Below are 14,851 nucleotides of genomic sequence, written 5' to 3'. Positions count from 1 at the left end.
CCCCTTGGATGAAATGAAAAGAGATTGTTGATAAAGATCATAATGAGTGGAAGCAAGGGGGCGCCATGGGGTCAGCGGCAGTATGGGAACCTGGTGATGTTTTCGATGTTGTAGATTTTTTGATGTAAATCATTATCTTATAAAAAAACACCGGAATGGCGCCAGTCAGGGAGGAGCGGAATGCAGCCGCACGGCAAGTTTGCAATGGAACGCAGGGGGCAGATGCTGATCTGCCGCCCGAGTGGTGCCTTCAATCTGGCGGGCGCCATGGCCTACGAGGCCCGCTTCCGCGATGTGTTGGCGGAACTGCAAGGCGGCCCCTGGGGCATAGTCGAGGTTATCACCGAATTCGAGGCGGCCGGCCCCGAAGTGCTGCACCGCTTTCATCGCCAGTTTGACTGGTGCGCCGGCAGCGGTTGCCAGTATCTGGCGGTAGTGTTGTCGGGAGGCTTCAAGCGTTATCTGGCCGATCAGGTCTTCGCCGGCGTGCCCTTCAGGGCGGTGCACTATTGCGAGTGCGAACAGGCGGCCATCACCTGGCTCGAGGCGCAACTGGCCTGCTCACCCTCCTAATCGAGTCTGATAAACCACTTGTTGCGTTCGTCGATGCAGTCGGGTTCGCCCATTTCGAATTCGCGGCAGATCAGGGGGCGCACATCATAGATGCGACACATCATGGTATTGCGATCGAGCGCCGCGCACCAGCCATCGTCCAGCCGCTGCATCACGGGTACTTCGCCCTCCCGCTCTTCGATGTAGCGATCCGGCACCCCTGTGTCGGTCAGCAGCATTACTTCCAGGCGGCAGCAGCAGGCTTCGCAGTTCTGGCAGCTTATCTGTGGCTCAGTTGTCCGGGTCATGGTCTCTGTCTTGTCGTCTTGCGACCTTGGTGAAAATGAAACAGGCGCCATGCCGGCGCCTGTGCTCGTCGGGCTTAGCCCAGTTTGCGGGCGCGGTAGCTGCGTCCCTTGATCTTGCCTTCCTGCAGCCGCTTGAGCGCCGCCTTGGCCACGCTCTGCTTGACCGCAACGTAGGAGTACTGCTCGGCGATCTGGATCTTGCCCACATCTGCCCCGGCAATACCACCCTCGCCGGTCAGGGCGCCCAGGATATCCCCAGCCCGCACCTTGGTCTTGCGACCCGCGTCGATGGAGAGCGTCACCATCTGGGGCGCAAGCGGCTTGATAGTGCGGCCGATGGCATCGAGATCGCCTTGTAGCAGCGGTGCCTGCTGGTACTCCTCGATGAGGTTGACGCGCTGCGCTTCGTTCGGCTGATAGAGGCTCAGGGCCAGACCCTGCTGCCCGGCGCGGCCGGTGCGGCCGATACGGTGCACATGCACCTCGGGGTCATAGGTGAGCTCATAGTTGATGACGGCGCCCAGCTCCTTGATGTCGAGGCCGCGGGCCGCCACGTCGGTGGCCACCAGTATGGTGGCGCTGCCGTTGGCAAAGCGCACCAGCACCTGATCCCGCTCGCGCTGCTCCAGATCGCCGTTCAGCGCCAGCGCCGAGAAGCCCTTGGCGGCCAGGTGGTCGGCCACATCGTTACAGGCGCGCTTGGTGTTGCAGAACACCACGCAGGAGGCCGGTTGATAGTGGCTGAGCAGCCAGGTGAGGGCGTCGAGACGCTGGCCGGCCGGCACTTCATAGAGCTTCTGTTCGATGGCGCTCTCCTGGTGCAGGGACTCCACGCTCACCTCGACCGGGTTGCGCTGCACGCCACGACTCATCTGGGCGATCCCCTCCGGATAGGTAGCGGAGAAGAGCAGGGTCTGGCGATCCCGCGGCGCATAACCGATGACCCGGTTGATGTCTTCGCCAAAGCCCATGTCCAGCATGCGATCAGCCTCGTCCAGCACCAGCGTCTTGAGGCAATCCAGATCGAGGGTGCCCTGCTCCAGATGCTTGAGCACCCGGCCCGGGGTGCCGACGGCGATGTGGGCACCAAAGCCCAGGGTGGCCGACTGCGGTGCGGTCGGGGTGCCGCCGCACAGGGTCACCAGTTTGACGTTGGGCAGGGTGCGGGCCAGACGACGGATCTCGGTGGCTACCTGATCCGCCAGTTCGCGGGTCGGGCAGAGCACCAGTGCCTGCACCTCGAGCCGGTTGACGTCGAGGCTGGCCAGCAGGCCGAGACCGAAGGCGGCGGTCTTGCCGCTGCCGGTTTTTGCCTTGGCGATCAAGTCTTTGCCATCGAGCACCAGAGGCAGGCTCTGGGCCTGGATCGGGGTCATCTGCAGATAACCCAGGCTGGCGAGGTTCTCTTGCAGGGCGGAGGGGAGGTTCAGGCTGCTAAATTCGCTGTTGTTCACAAAAGGACTCTATTTCACGGAAAACGGGGTGCGCGGCGCGCAAGGGGGCGCATCATACCAGAATGTGACGTCCGATGTGGCGGAAATTTGAACGGTTGACCGAGGGGCTGTTGATGGTGTCATTGGTTTATCTGCCAGAGTTTGATGGCACGCCAACGGCAGCTGCGAAGAAATTAAATAAAAGGTGTTTGGTTATATAAGATAAACGTTTTGCTGATGTCTTGTTTAAATAAAGGAATGTTTCGGCGCCTGTTTAAACAGGGTTAAAAATATCAAAGGTCAATAAATGTTATCTGATTAATAATTTATCGTATTGAATTTGCACGATTTTGGTGTTTTTTGCTCAGGGTGTTAAAAACGGATTTTTCAAGATTAATTTAAAAACGTTTTTACCATAGCAAGCTCCCGCTTATTGAGTGGGAGTGTGATGATTCTCTGATTTTTAAATATACGAATCTCTATGATGGCGCCGGTCGAAAATTACAATTCACCCAGGTGCTACAGGTTATGGAATATCTTCACTTCGTGCTCGGACTCGTGATGGTCCTTGCGCTCTCGCTGCTGGTCAACCGCCACAACTGGAAACAGATCAAGGTGCGCTACATCATCCAGCTGCTGGTGGTCGAGCTGGCGCTGGCCTGGTTCATGCTGAACTCGGAAGTGGGTCTGGCGGTGGTGGGCGGTTTTGCTGCCGGTTTCACCAAGCTGATGGAGTTTGCCAAACAGGGAACCGACTTCGTGTTCGGCGGCCTGGTCAACGAGGGGGCTTTCTCCTTCTTCCTGATGGTGCTGATGCCCATCGTCTTCATCTCCGTGCTGATCGGCATCCTGCAGTACATCCGTCTGCTGCCGCTGGTCATTCGCGGCATCGGTACCGTGCTGGCCAAAATCAACGGCATGGGCAAGCTGGAATCCTTCAACGCCATTAGCGCCATGATTGTCGGCCAGTCTGAAAACTTCATTGCGCTCAAGAAGATACTGCCGCACCTCAACGAGAAGCAAATGTACACCCTGGCGGCGACCGCCATGTCCACCGTCTCCATGTCCATCGTCGGCGCCTACATGCAGCTGATCGAGCCGCGTTACGTGGTGGCCGCTCTGGTGCTCAACATGTTCAGCACCTTCGTGGTGTTGTCCCTCATCAACCCCTACGAGCCGGACAACACGGTGACCGACGCCAAGGCGCTGGCCGAGGGGGACGAGCACCACACCCCGAAGAAGGAGAACTTCTTCGAGATGCTGGGGGAGTACATCATGGCTGGTTTCACCGTGGCGGTCATAGTCGGGGCCATGCTGGTGGGCTTCATCGCCCTGATCGCCCTCATCAACTACCTGTTCGAGATGGCGTTTGGCGTCAACTTCCAGCACGTCATGGGCTACATTTTCTATCCCATCGCCTGGATCCTGGGCATCCCGGGCAGTGAAGCGCTGCAGGCGGGCTCCATCATGGCGACCAAGCTGGTGACCAACGAGTTTGTGGCCATGATGGATCTGGGCAAGATCGCCGCCGATCTCTCGCCGCGCACCGTCGGCATCCTCTCCATCTTCATGGTCTCGTTCGCCAACTTCAGCTCCATCGGCATCATCGCCGGTGCGGTGAAAGCGCTCAACGAAGAGAAGGGCAACATGGTCTCCCGCTTCGGCCTCAAGCTGGTCTACGGCTCCACCCTGGTGAGCCTGCTCTCCGCCGTGATCGCAGGCATCATGATCTGATCATTCGCTGCCTTGCGATTGTCAGGCCCCCGGCTTTTCGGCCGGGGGCTTTTTCATAGGCGCCAGCCGCACCACCAACCCGCCACCAGCAGGGTGAGGGTGCAAAAACCGGTCTCGAGGGCGCCGCCACTTTTAAGGGGCCAGCCCGGCAACCGGTAGCGCCGCTTGCCGGGCCACAGCAGCGGAATACCGGCCGGAGTGAGCCAGTCCCCCAGCAGATGGCTGAGATAGCCGACGATCAGGGCATCCTTGACACCAACCGGCAGGGTATCGGGGGGAAGGCTCTGGTTCAGCCCCCAGATGGCCACAGCCACCGCCAGCAGACTGTGGGTGAAGCCGCGATGACCGAACAGCCGGGATAGCGGTTTCGAGATCCACGGCAGCCGCTGTCCCAGCACAGATTTGGGGTGATCGAGATCCGGCAGCAGGGCGCTGGCCAGTGCCGCGGGAATGGCGTGCCACAGGCTGGCATCGGCCAGGGCCGGGGTGAGCTGGAATTTGTGGGCGAGCAGGGTGCAGGTAACGGAAAACAGCAGGTGCCCTTGGGCGGTCATGGTTGTCACGGCGTGGAGAAACGGCGGCGCATCTTACCTGTGTCACCGGGGATTGCAGCAAAAAACCGGGGCCGGCAGGCCGGCCCGGTCACTCGTTGCGCGGATCTTCCACCTTGATGTGAAGGGGCACCCGTTTTTTGCCGAACACCATGGCCCGCAGCAGATCGCTGCGGGTGAGGCGATCGGTCAGGATCACCACGGCGGCATGGACGCCCACCGCCGCCATCAGGGTGTTGGCGATGACGCCGTGCAGCTCCTCCAGCCAATCCTCGCCCCAGAAAGCATCCCAGGTAGTGAGCCAGCCGGTGACGATAGTGCCGAGCAGCGACAGCAACAGCAGCCAGATCATCAGGGCGCCGGCCGGATTGTGCCCGAGGTAATAGGGATGGCGTCCCTGCAGCAGCTGGCGCAAATAGGCGCGCACCCTGGCCGGGGTGGGCCACCACTGGCCGAAGCGGGCATAGTAGGAGCCGACCAGCCCCCACAATAGCCGGATCAGCAGCAGGGCACCCAGGGCATAGCCGACATATCTGTGGTTGCGGCTGCCCTCTTCCAGCACGAAGAAGTTAAGCAGACAGAGGGTGACCGTCAGCCAGTGAAATACCCTGATGACGGGGTCCCAGACCCAGGTTTCAGTCCAGTTGGTCATGGCAAGGCTCCATAGAGAGGGCCGCGGGGTGCGGCCCGTCGGGACGTCAGTTGTCGATCTCTTCTTTCACTTTCTTGAGATCGGTCGGGTCGAAGTAGATCTCGACACGGCGCTTCTCCTTGTCCCAACCGTAGATCTCGTAGCAGTTGGTGTCGGTGACCTTGAACTTCTTGATCTCGTAACCCATCGCCTTGATCTGCTGCTGGGCATCGGCCTCGCTCAGCCAGCTGGCCTTGTCGGTCTGGGTACACTGGGGTTCGGCCAGGGCGGCGGCACTGAACAGGGGGATCAGCAACAACAGGGGGGAGAGTTTCATCACAGGCTCCTTGTGGATGTCAGTCAAACATCCACAAGGCTAGTTCGTGAGGCTTAAGAAAGAATTAAGCGCGAAACGGGCGGAGGGCTTTTTTGCAGGCAGCGGGGCAGAGTGCCAGGGTCACCCCAGCTTGCCGCGGATCAGCCACTTGTCGAGGGCGTTGGCGAAACGCTGCTTGTCGGCGGCGTTGAGGGGGGCCGGGCCGCCAGTCTGGACCCCGGCCGAGCGCAGCTCCTCCATGAAGTTGCGCATGCCGAGCCGCGCCTTGATGGTCTCGCGGGTGTAGATCTCGCCGCGGGGATTGAGCGCCTCGCCGCCGGCTTCGATCACCCAGGAGGCGAGGGGGATGTCCCCCGTTATCACCAGATCGCCGGGTTGGACTTGCTGGGCGATGACATGATCCGCCACGTCGAATCCCTTCTCCACCTGCTGGGTCTTGATAAAGGGGGAGGGTGGCACCCGCAGCCCCTGATTGGCTACCAGGGTGGTCACCACCTGGGCGCGGTGAGCGGCGCGGTAGAGGATCTCCTTGATGGGAATGGGGCAGGCATCGGCATCAACCCAGATCGGCATGGCGTGGTTTCCTGTAGGCAAAAAAACGCGAGCGGGCATGGTATCACAGGGGCGGGCTGAGTCGGGGCAGCCTTTGGTGTAAGCTGGGCGCCAGCGATTGAATCAGCGAGGAGAAGAGATGGATCGGGTGCCCAGTGATGTGATTTATGCCCTGACCCTGGATGGCAAGGGGGGCATGACCCCGCTTGCAGCAGGCAGCGAGGTGCCGGCGGAGGAACCCGGCTGGTTGCATCTGGATTACGGCAATCCGGAGGCGGCACGCTGGCTGTTGCAGACCCCGCTGCTGAGCGATGCGGCGCGCGAATCCCTGCTCGGCCAGAGCAACCGCCCCAAGCTGGTGCGGATGGGGGAGACTGTGCTGCTGATCCTGCGCGGCATCAATCACAACAAGGAGCACAGGCCAGAGGAGATGGTGGCCCTGCGCATCTTCATCACCCCTGATCTCATCATCAGCAGCCGGCGCCGGCCGTTGCTGTCGGAGCAGGACGTGTTCAACCAGCTCAAGCTGGGGGGCGGCGCCGACACCCCGGCCGACTGGCTGGTGGAGGTGTGTGATGCCCTGACCGATCGGGCTGGGGAGTTTGTCGAGGAGTTGCACGACCAGATCCTCGATCTGGAGGAGCAGGTGTTGACGCGGGATCTGCCCGCCAATGGCCGGCTGGCGCTGATCCGCAAGCAGCTCATCATGATCCGTCGCTACCTCTCGCCCCAGCGGGATCTGGTAGCGCGGCTGGCCAACGAGAAGATCAGCTGGCTGGACGAGGACGACAGGCGCCGCCTGCTCGACATCGCCGATCGGTTGCGGCGCTGGCTCGACGATCTGGATGCCGGGGTGGCGCGTACCGCCGTGCTGGCGGACGAGATCAACAACCTGATGGCGGAGGCGACCAACCGCCGCGCCTACCAGATGTCGGTGATGGCGCTGCTGTTTTTGCCCGCCAGCTTCCTGACCGGCCTGTTCGGCATCAACCTGGGGGGGATCCCGGGGGCTGACAGCCCGACCGCCTTCTGGATCTTCTGCGGTTCCCTGACCGCGCTGGCTGTCGGGTTGGCGGTCTGGCTCAAGCACAAACGCTGGTGGTGACCCATGAACCTGACCATGTGGCAATCCATCGGCCTCACCCTGCTGCTGTTGCTGGCCCATGCCCTGCTGCGGCGGATCATTCGCAAGAGCCTGCTGGCGCTGGCCCAGACCAAGCAGGTAAGCGAGAACCGGGTCATCTACGTGGCCCATGTGTTCCACTTCCTGCAAGGGTGCGCCACCCTGCTGATCCTGGCCGGGGTGTGGGGGCTCGACTTCTCCCGGCTGGTGGTGCTGGCCTCCTCCTTCTTCGCCGTGCTGGGGGTGGCCATGGTGGCCCAGTGGTCGATCCTCTCCAACATCACCGCCAGCATCACCATCTTCTTCGCCTTCCCCTACCGGATTGGCGACCGGATCCGCATCCTCGACAAGGATGACTCCGTCACCGGCGTCATCACCGAGATAGGTCTCTTCTATGTGCGGGTGCGCGATGACAACGGCGATCTGGTCACCTATCCCGCCAACCTGATCCTGCAAAAACCGGTCAGGCGACTGGAGGGCAAGGAGCCGGAACCGCTGCAACCGGAATGAAAAAAGGCTCCTTCGGGAGCCTTTTTCTGGTTGGGGGCGCTCAGCGCTCGAAGAAGCGGTAGAGGTGTTCTACCTGCACCGGGCAGTCCGCCACCAGGTGGACATGCTCGCGGGCCTGTTCAACCGTGCCGAAGCTGATGGGGCAACCCAGGGTGTCAGTCAGCTCGAACAGAGAGCCATCCTTGCCGCGAAACTCGATGATCCAGCCGGGAATGGCAATGTCGTGCAGGATCTCGGCCTCTTGCAGGGTCTGTTGCTGATAGAGCTTGCGAAGTTCACTGACGGTCATGATGCGCTCCTGTGGAGGAATATCCCTCTTCAGTTTATGTCCGGCACCAAAGAGCCGCAAAGGGCTCACCCTCGCAGGCACTCCCAGGCCCAGCGGATGCGCATGAAGGCCTCTGCATCTCCGCCCCGATCCGGGTGATGACGCAGTGCCAGTACCCGCCAGCGCTGGCGGATGGTCTCCCGGGTCGCATCGGCCGCAAGCCCGAACAGGGCCAGCGCTTCCCGCCGGTTCTCCTCGCCATCCAAGCCTCGCCAGAAGCGGTTGAGCAGTGCCTCTACCTCCTCCCGGTCGGTCTGCCAGAACACCTGCCAGTCGCAGTAGTAGTCGCGAAGAGAGTGGTTGTGCGCCATTGCCTTTTCATCCATCGACTTGCCAGCACGAGCCTCCAGCCGGATATCCAAGGTGCTGATCACCAGCCACCATCCCTCCTCATAAAGCTCCTCCTGTAGCTGGTAGAGGGCGTTCATGATGAGGAAGTTGACCCGAAACAGCTGCAGTTGCTCATCCTCGGCCAGGGTGGGGATGGCCCCCTGCCGGCGCAGTTCGGCCAGCAACTCGTGCACCTTGTAGCTGCCGCTCGCCTGTTGCAGCAGTGCCAGCAGGGGAGCGAGCAGCGGGTTGCCTGGAGGCGTGCCGGTGCTCACGGCAAGGGGTTCTCTTTTGGCGGTTGCAGGGCGATCAGTAACTCACCGGCATCCGGGCTGACCGGCCCCGTCACTATTTGCGGCGTACCCTTGGCATCCAGCACGAATAGCGGGATGGCGCCCGGGTTGGCCTCCTGATATTGCGCCCAGTCGAACGCCTCGCTCAGGCGGGTCCCCTTGATCTGGCCGCCGCGGCTCAGCAGGCTGCTCAGGCGGGCGTAGGTGACCTCTGGCCCGAACAGGTTCTGGCGGGCGCGGAAGGTGGCGCTCTCCCGATTCGCCTTGCCGTGCTGTTCGCTGGAACGCAGGGAGTAGACCCTCTCCTCCCCGTAGAGGTGGGCAAAATGCAGCACCCCGAGGGCGTTGTTGTGGCGGTTGGGGGAGAGGGCCAGCACGTTGCTGATGCTGGTGAGGGGCAGATGCAGCTCGGCATGTTCCGACTGGGGATTGCCGAAGTAGCAGGGCAAGTTGCTCATGCGCGCCTGGCGGCAGAACTCCCAGGCCGGGTCGCAGAGCTGAACCGGCACCCCCTGGTCCGCCAGCGCCTTGCCGATGGCCCGCGCCACCGAGTTGGCACCTATGATGAGCAGGGTGTTGGGGGCGCTTTGGCGCATCTGGAGCAGCTCCGCCAGCGGTGCCGAGGTGAGGCTCTGCAGCACCACGGTGGAGATGATCACCGCAAACACCAGGGGCACCAGCTTGTCCGCATCCGGGATACCTGCTTCATGCAGGCTGATGGCAAAGGAGGCGCTGACCGCCGCCGCCACTATGCCGCGCGGTGCGATCCAGCCGAGCAGGGCCCGCGCGCGCCAGGAGAGATCCGATCCCCAGGTCGAGACCAGGATGCAGAGTGGGCGGGCGATGAATTGCACCACGCACAGCAGCGCCAGTACCATGGGGCCGAGCTGCCAGAGCTGGGCCAGATCGAGGCGGGCCGCCAGCAGGATGAACAGGCTGGAGATGAGAATGACGGCGAGGTCCTCCTTGAAGGCCAGCACCTCCTCCAGATCCAGCCCCTCCTGATTGGCGAGCCAGATGCCGAACACGGTCACCGCCAGCAGGCCGGATTCGTGGCTGAGCCAGTCGGAGAAGGTGAAGGTGATCAGCACCAGCGCCAGCACACCGAACTTGTGCAAGGTGACCGGCAGCCAGTCCTTGCGCATGAGCAGGGTGGTGAACCAGCCTGCCGCCACCCCGGTCAGGGTGCCGATGCCCACCGTCTTGGCCAGGGCCAGCAGGGTGTGGCTGACCAGATCCCCCTGGCTGCCGAGGCGCACCGCCTCGAACACCAGCACCGCAAACAGGGCGCCGATGGGGTCGATGACGATCCCCTCCCAGCGCAGGATGCGGTCCACCTCCCGGGTGGGACGGATCACGTTGAGCATGGGGGCGATCACGGTCGGCCCCGTCACCACCAGCACGGCGCCGAGCACCATGGCGACCCGCCAGTCCAGTCCCAGCAGGAAGTAACCGGCGCTGCCGATGACGGCGAAGCTCACCAGCATGCCGGTGGAGCAGAGGTTGCGTACCACCTTGCCGATCCCCTTGAGCTCCTTCAGGTGCAGGGTCAACGCCCCCTCGAACAAGATGATGGCGACCGACAGCGATACCAGCGGGAATAGCAGATCCCCGAGCAGGGCATCCGGGTCGAGCAGGCCGCTGACCGGCCCCAGCGTGAGGCCGGTGAGCAGCAAAAACAGGATGGCAGGCACCCGCAGCGACCAGGCAAGCCATTGGGCCAGCACGGAGACCAGAGCGATGCCAGCCAGGGAGAGAGCGATCATGAAGACCTCGATTCAGGAGATGGACCTGGAGCTAGTGTAGTGGGGTTCATGGTCGGATTGACACCCCGTAGAGTGAGGAACAGCGACGATGACAGGGAGAAAACGGCAATGGAAGGTGCCGGAAAAAGGGAGGGCGACTCCTTGTCGCCTGGCTCGGGCCGCAGGGCCTGATTAGATGGGGCTTTCCTTGTGGAGATCGTTGACGCAGTCTGCGATCGCCAGCACCAGTGCGGAGCGCACCATCTGATCGAGTCGGTTGAGTTGCATCTGGTAGAAGGGCCAATCCGCTTCGTCGGCGGGGGGCTCCTGGGAGAGCATGCTGCCGGAGTTGATGCCGTGCAGGCGCTCGAGCAGATCACGAACCGGTTTGTCGCAGAATCGGTAGTCCTTGGGGTCGCGCACCAGAAAATCGCGGAACTTCAGATAGGCTTCAAGATCTTGATAACGTTCGAGGGAGATGAGGCCGAGGGCGAAGATGAGCTTGAGCCGTACCTCCAGCTGACCGAGGGGGCCGCTCTGGTTGAGCAAGGGTTCGATGGCGTATTTGACGGCGTACTCCTCCTGACGAAAGGCTTGTCGCATCAGGGAGTCGACCGCTTCTTCCAGGATGGTGACGGCTTCGAGAAAGAAGCCTCGGGGGCCATCCTGCTCGTTTAGTCGTTCCAGTACTTCATCTTCCTGGTGTGTGGTCATAACTTCATTGGGTCCTGCTGACTTGGGAGAGAGAAGGCCTCTCTCCCGGTTGCTGTCATATGGGGCGTATTGGCCGATCCTTCAATGGCTTGTGATCACAGCAAGCGCCCCTCCGATCACTTCATGCTCTCGTAACGGGCGACGATGGTGCCCACTATCTCACTGTCGGCCTCCAGCCCGGTCACCCGGGCCAGTGCCCTGGCCGGGCCCAGATCCGCCAGCAGGGTCTGCAATTCCACCGCCTGGGGATCATCGGCGTTGCGATAGTGCAGCGCCGCGGCGATCCCCTCCTGCAGGTGATCATTGGGCAGGCCGTACTCCAGGGTGCCGAGCAGTGGCTTCACCAGCCTGTCCCCTGCCGCCAGCTTGCGCAGCGGCTGACGGCCAACCCGGTCGATCTCGTCCACCAGATAGGGGTTGGCAAAACGGGCCAGGATCTTTTCGATATAGGCGGCGTGCAGACGTGGGTCGAAGCCGTAGCGTTTCACCAGCACGGCACCGCTCTCCTCCATGGCGCGGCGCACCTTGCTGCGGATCACCGGATCCTCGATCGCCTCGCGTACGGTGCGATAGCCCCTGAGTTTGCCGAGGTAGGCGGTGACGATGTGGCCGGTGTTGAGGGTGAACAGCTTGCGCTCGACGAAGGCCATCAGGTTGTCGGTGGGCTCCATGCCTGCTACCTGGGGCAGCTCGCCCTTGAACTGGGTCTGGTCGACGATCCACTCGCTGAAGCTCTCCACCGTTACCTCCAGTGGATCGTCGTTGGCCGCGGCCGTGGGCGGGACTATGCGATCCACCGCCGAGTCGACGAAACCGACGCAGGATTCGAGGGTGGCATGATACGCGACAGGCAGATACTTGAGTACCTCCTGCTTGAGGTGGCTGGTGCCGCGCACCATGTTTTCACAGGCGATGATGTTGAGCGGAGTCAGGTTACCGGCATCGAAGCGTGCCTGTAGCCCCTTGGCCAGGGTGCTGGCAATCTTGTCCAGAATGTTGGGGCCGACCGCCGTGGTCACCAGATCGGCGGTGATGAGACGGGCGATCACCTCATGACCGGCGGAGCTGACGGCGGCGACGTTGCGCACCACGTCCAGCTTCTGGTCTGCCCCCACCACGTGGACCCTGTACTCCTGACGGTGGTTGAGCTGGTCGATCAGGGTCTCGTTGACGTCGGCGAAGGTGACCTGGTGGCTGGCATCCGCCAGCAGTTTGCCGATGAAGCCACGACCGATATTGCCTGCACCAAAATGTAAAGTTTTCATGATGTTAACCTCTATAACCAAAGACGATGAAGGATGATTAGGCGGCCTGTTCGGCACCCAGCAGATCCAGGAACTCCTGGGGATCCGTGGTGCTGGCCAACTGGTCGATGAGACCGGGTTCATCCAGTGCATTGGTCAGGCGGGTTATCACCTGAATGTGTTCGTCGTTGCGGGCGGCGATGCCGATCACCAGGCGTGCCACCTCGTCCGCCGCCTCACCGAACGGAACGCCGGCCGGATACTGACAGATGACGATGCCGGTACGCTTGACGTGCTCCTTGGCGGCGATGGTGCCGTGGGGCACGGCGATGGACTCGCCGAGATAGGTGGAGACCAGCTGCTCGCGCTCCAGCATGGCGTTGACGTAGTCCGGTGCCACATAGCCCCGCTCCGCCAGCAGCCTGCCGGCCGCCAGGATGGCCTCTTCCTTGTTGTCGGCCTTGAGGCCCAGATGCACGTCCTGCAGGCTCAGGGTGAAGACTTCCGGCTCCTGCTGCTCATAGTTGTCATCGTTGGCAGCCACCAGCAGCTTGGGGTTGGCCACGTCGTCGTTGGCGGCGCGGGCCTGGGTCAGGCTTTGTACCAGCTCCTGATAGAGCGCGTTGTCGAGGAAGTTGGTGAGCGAGATGTGGTGAGCATTCGGCGCATGGCGGCGGGCCCGCTCGGTCAAATCCTTGTGGGTGATGACCCAGTCCACCTGATCATCGAGCTGATCGATGGCGCGGTTGGTCACGCTGATATCGAGACCGGCGGCCTGCACCCGCTTGCGCAGCATGCCGGCACCCATGGCGCTGGAGCCCATGCCCGCATCGCAGGCAACCACGATATTGCGTACCGCCATCAGTTCGCCATTGCTCTTCTTGGCGGGGGCGCTTTCCGGTTTGCCGCCTTTCATGGCTTTCATCTTGCGAGTGGCTTCATCCAGCGCATCGGCCTCGTCGGCTTCCGGCTGCTGGGCACGGACAAAGACGGCGGCGACCAGGAAGGAGACGGTAGTAGCGGCGGCGATGGAGAGCAGCACGCCCACCAGGGAAGCCTTGGGTGTCATCAGCAGCACGGCGAAGATGGAGCCCGGAGACGCCGGGGAGACCAGACCCGCGTTGAACAGGGTCAGGGTGAAGACCCCTGTCATGCCACCGGCGATGACGGCCAGAATGAGGCGCGGATTCATCAGTACGTACGGGAAGTAGATCTCGTGGATGCCACCGAAGAAGTGGATGATGGAGGCGCCGGCGGCAGATTGCTTGGCGGCGCCGCGACCGAACACCATGTAGGCCAGCAGCACGCCCATGCCAGGGCCCGGATTCGCTTCGATCAGGAAGAAGATGGAGCGACCCTGCTCGGTGGCCTGCTGGATCCCCAGCGGCGAGAAGATGCCGTGGTTGATGGCGTTGTTGAGGAACAGGATCTTGGCCGGTTCGACGAAGATGGAAGTGAGGGGCAGCAGGTTGTTGTCAACCAGGAAGCCGACACCGCCCGCCAGCATGCCGGAGAGCACCTTGACGAAGGGACCGATCACGAAGAAGGCGAGGATGGCCAGCAACATGCCGATGAGACCGGCGGAGAAGTTGTTGACCAGCATCTCGAAACCGCTCTTGACGCGTCCGTCCATCGCCTTGTCGAAGCGCTTGATGGCCCAGCCGCCGAGGGGGCCAACCATCATGGCACCCATGAACATGGGGATGTCGGTACCGACGATGACCCCCATGGTGGTGATGGCGCCCACCACGCCGCCCCGCTCACCACCCATCAGCTTGCCGCCGGTGTAGCCAATCAGCAGCGGCAGCAGGTAGGTGATCATGGGACCGACCAGCTTGGCCAAGGTTTCGCTCGGCAGCCAGCCGGTGGGGATGAAGAGGGCGGTAATGAACCCCCAGGCGATGAAGGCGCCTATGTTGGGCATGACCATATTGGACAGGAAGCGTCCAAAATTCTGTATCTTGACTTTGGTATCCGGTGATAACATGACGGCACCCCGTTTTAAGCCTGTTTGATTGAAAGTAGTAGTCGGGATGACGGGTTTTGCCGAACCCCCATCCCTAGTCGTCTAAGCAACTTCAATCTACCAGCTTGCGATCAAATTAGGCTGAAAACGGGGTGTCTTGTGATCTACATCTCACATACCCCGGGGTGGCACATCTATTCATAGTGACGCCGATCACATTAAATTTATGTAATTCGGCTACATTTCGACATTTCCTGTTTTTTACTCCCATTTTTTGTGATCGATATCACCATTTATCGTTTGCGCAAGATACTGAAATAGATGATCTGTATCACAAATTTAATTTTTGCATCCAAACGAGGCTTGCTGGCGAGTGCAACTATTCGGGGTGGTAGCAATCGATTTCTGGCGATCAAATCCTGCTCACCAATGAATCAATAAATTTGTAACTCACTTTCAGTTTTTGCCCTAAGTAACTAGGTCTCGTTCGTTTAGCATCA

General features: G+C 61.4%; 16 protein-coding genes. 4 read left to right on the top strand and 12 right to left on the bottom strand.

Features of this window, described 5'->3' with window-relative positions; translation table 11 throughout:
- Window positions 1–180 precede the first annotated feature (180 nt).
- Window positions 181–573 carry a hypothetical protein gene (locus ACB034_RS11215; RefSeq protein WP_371172849.1) on the top strand — a complete coding sequence of 131 codons (393 nt, stop codon included), beginning with the start codon at window positions 181–183 and terminating at the stop codon, window positions 571–573.
- Here ACB034_RS11215 and ACB034_RS11210 read toward each other — a convergent pair.
- Both ACB034_RS11210 and dbpA read right to left on the bottom strand, forming a co-directional pair.
- A complete protein-coding gene (locus ACB034_RS11210; RefSeq protein WP_371172848.1) occupies window positions 570–860 on the bottom strand; it encodes a YkgJ family cysteine cluster protein in 291 nt (96 codons plus the stop codon). The genes ACB034_RS11215 and ACB034_RS11210 overlap by 4 nt on opposite strands.
- A gap of 74 nt (window positions 861–934) precedes the next feature.
- Entirely contained in the window at window positions 935–2,314 is a 1,380-nt protein-coding gene (gene dbpA, locus ACB034_RS11205; RefSeq protein ID WP_371172847.1) for an ATP-dependent RNA helicase DbpA, read from the bottom strand.
- Between the two features lie 507 nt (window positions 2,315–2,821).
- Here dbpA and ACB034_RS11200 point away from each other — a divergent pair.
- Window positions 2,822–4,027, top strand: coding sequence for a NupC/NupG family nucleoside CNT transporter (locus tag ACB034_RS11200; RefSeq protein WP_124238924.1), 1,206 nt, complete (start codon window positions 2,822–2,824; stop codon window positions 4,025–4,027).
- 53 nt (window positions 4,028–4,080) lie between these two features.
- Here the strand turns inward: ACB034_RS11200 and ACB034_RS11195 are convergent, their stop codons facing one another.
- The 4 genes from ACB034_RS11195 to ACB034_RS11180 all read right to left on the bottom strand — a co-directional run bounded on the left by ACB034_RS11195 (window position 4,081) and on the right by ACB034_RS11180 (window position 6,119).
- Window positions 4,081–4,581, bottom strand: a complete 501-nt coding sequence (locus ACB034_RS11195) for a metal-dependent hydrolase (RefSeq protein WP_201979788.1) — start codon at window positions 4,579–4,581, stop codon at window positions 4,081–4,083.
- A gap of 88 nt (window positions 4,582–4,669) precedes the next feature.
- Window positions 4,670–5,230: a cytochrome b/b6 domain-containing protein gene (locus ACB034_RS11190; RefSeq protein WP_371172846.1), complete on the bottom strand. Its 561-nt coding sequence runs from the start codon at window positions 5,228–5,230 to the stop codon at window positions 4,670–4,672.
- A gap of 46 nt (window positions 5,231–5,276) precedes the next feature.
- Window positions 5,277–5,546 (bottom strand): PepSY domain-containing protein, encoded by a 270-nt coding sequence (locus tag ACB034_RS11185; RefSeq protein WP_042025904.1) that lies wholly within the window; start codon window positions 5,544–5,546, stop codon window positions 5,277–5,279.
- Between the two features lie 120 nt (window positions 5,547–5,666).
- Window positions 5,667–6,119: a YaiI/YqxD family protein gene (locus tag ACB034_RS11180; RefSeq protein ID WP_026458268.1), complete on the bottom strand. Its 453-nt coding sequence runs from the start codon at window positions 6,117–6,119 to the stop codon at window positions 5,667–5,669.
- Window positions 6,120–6,237: 118 nt separating this feature from the next.
- On the opposite strand from ACB034_RS11180, the gene zntB reads away from it, so the two are divergent.
- A complete protein-coding gene (zntB, locus tag ACB034_RS11175; RefSeq protein ID WP_371172845.1) occupies window positions 6,238–7,203 on the top strand; it encodes a zinc transporter ZntB in 966 nt (321 codons plus the stop codon).
- Window positions 7,204–7,212: 9 nt separating this feature from the next.
- Complete coding sequence (locus tag ACB034_RS11170; RefSeq protein ID WP_026457682.1) at window positions 7,213–7,731, top strand: mechanosensitive ion channel domain-containing protein; 519 nt, start codon at window positions 7,213–7,215, stop codon at window positions 7,729–7,731.
- Window positions 7,732–7,771: 40 nt separating this feature from the next.
- On the opposite strand, the gene ACB034_RS11165 is transcribed toward ACB034_RS11170, so the two are convergent.
- The 6 genes from ACB034_RS11165 to ACB034_RS11140 all read right to left on the bottom strand — a co-directional run bounded on the left by ACB034_RS11165 (window position 7,772) and on the right by ACB034_RS11140 (window position 14,372).
- Window positions 7,772–8,020, bottom strand: coding sequence for a hypothetical protein (locus ACB034_RS11165; protein WP_042025902.1), 249 nt, complete (start codon window positions 8,018–8,020; stop codon window positions 7,772–7,774).
- A gap of 65 nt (window positions 8,021–8,085) precedes the next feature.
- A complete protein-coding gene (locus ACB034_RS11160; protein WP_371172844.1) occupies window positions 8,086–8,664 on the bottom strand; it encodes a DNA-J related domain-containing protein in 579 nt (192 codons plus the stop codon).
- On the bottom strand, window positions 8,661–10,448 hold the full coding sequence (locus ACB034_RS11155) for a sodium:proton antiporter (RefSeq protein ID WP_354688487.1): 1,788 nt from the start codon (window positions 10,446–10,448) through the stop codon (window positions 8,661–8,663). The genes ACB034_RS11160 and ACB034_RS11155 overlap by 4 nt, the downstream gene beginning before the upstream one ends.
- A 171-nt stretch (window positions 10,449–10,619) precedes the next feature.
- Window positions 10,620–11,141 carry an MltR family transcriptional regulator gene (locus ACB034_RS11150; RefSeq protein WP_042072650.1) on the bottom strand — a complete coding sequence of 174 codons (522 nt, stop codon included), beginning with the start codon at window positions 11,139–11,141 and terminating at the stop codon, window positions 10,620–10,622.
- 116 nt (window positions 11,142–11,257) lie between these two features.
- On the bottom strand, window positions 11,258–12,406 hold the full coding sequence (locus tag ACB034_RS11145; protein ID WP_042025898.1) for a mannitol-1-phosphate 5-dehydrogenase: 1,149 nt from the start codon (window positions 12,404–12,406) through the stop codon (window positions 11,258–11,260).
- Between the two features lie 37 nt (window positions 12,407–12,443).
- Complete coding sequence (locus tag ACB034_RS11140) at window positions 12,444–14,372, bottom strand: PTS mannitol transporter subunit IICBA (protein WP_371172843.1); 1,929 nt, start codon at window positions 14,370–14,372, stop codon at window positions 12,444–12,446.
- Window positions 14,373–14,851 lie beyond the last annotated feature (479 nt).

Origin of the sequence: Aeromonas sp. S18(2024) (assembly GCF_041402525.1) — a bacterium.
Classification (GTDB): domain Bacteria; phylum Pseudomonadota; class Gammaproteobacteria; order Enterobacterales; family Aeromonadaceae; genus Aeromonas; species Aeromonas enteropelogenes.
This window is presented reverse-complemented; position numbering and strand designations above follow the sequence as displayed.

What these genes read in the sequence shown, in the direction of transcription:
- ACB034_RS11140 (WP_371172843.1), bottom strand. Translation starts at nt 14,372, where the DNA reads ATGTTATCACCGGATACCAAAGTCAAGATACAGAATTTTGGACGCTTC.
- ACB034_RS11200 (WP_124238924.1), top strand. Translation starts at nt 2,822, where the DNA reads ATGGAATATCTTCACTTCGTGCTCGGACTCGTGATGGTCCTTGCGCTC.
- zntB (WP_371172845.1), top strand. Translation starts at nt 6,238, where the DNA reads ATGGATCGGGTGCCCAGTGATGTGATTTATGCCCTGACCCTGGATGGC.
- ACB034_RS11145 (WP_042025898.1), bottom strand. Translation starts at nt 12,406, where the DNA reads ATGAAAACTTTACATTTTGGTGCAGGCAATATCGGTCGTGGCTTCATC.
- ACB034_RS11210 (WP_371172848.1), bottom strand. Translation starts at nt 860, where the DNA reads ATGACCCGGACAACTGAGCCACAGATAAGCTGCCAGAACTGCGAAGCC.
- ACB034_RS11155 (WP_354688487.1), bottom strand. Translation starts at nt 10,448, where the DNA reads ATGATCGCTCTCTCCCTGGCTGGCATCGCTCTGGTCTCCGTGCTGGCC.
- ACB034_RS11150 (WP_042072650.1), bottom strand. Translation starts at nt 11,141, where the DNA reads ATGACCACACACCAGGAAGATGAAGTACTGGAACGACTAAACGAGCAG.
- ACB034_RS11165 (WP_042025902.1), bottom strand. Translation starts at nt 8,020, where the DNA reads ATGACCGTCAGTGAACTTCGCAAGCTCTATCAGCAACAGACCCTGCAA.
- ACB034_RS11190 (WP_371172846.1), bottom strand. Translation starts at nt 5,230, where the DNA reads ATGACCAACTGGACTGAAACCTGGGTCTGGGACCCCGTCATCAGGGTA.
- ACB034_RS11185 (WP_042025904.1), bottom strand. Translation starts at nt 5,546, where the DNA reads ATGAAACTCTCCCCCCTGTTGTTGCTGATCCCCCTGTTCAGTGCCGCC.
- ACB034_RS11215 (WP_371172849.1), top strand. Translation starts at nt 181, where the DNA reads ATGCAGCCGCACGGCAAGTTTGCAATGGAACGCAGGGGGCAGATGCTG.
- ACB034_RS11180 (WP_026458268.1), bottom strand. Translation starts at nt 6,119, where the DNA reads ATGCCGATCTGGGTTGATGCCGATGCCTGCCCCATTCCCATCAAGGAG.
- ACB034_RS11195 (WP_201979788.1), bottom strand. Translation starts at nt 4,581, where the DNA reads ATGACCGCCCAAGGGCACCTGCTGTTTTCCGTTACCTGCACCCTGCTC.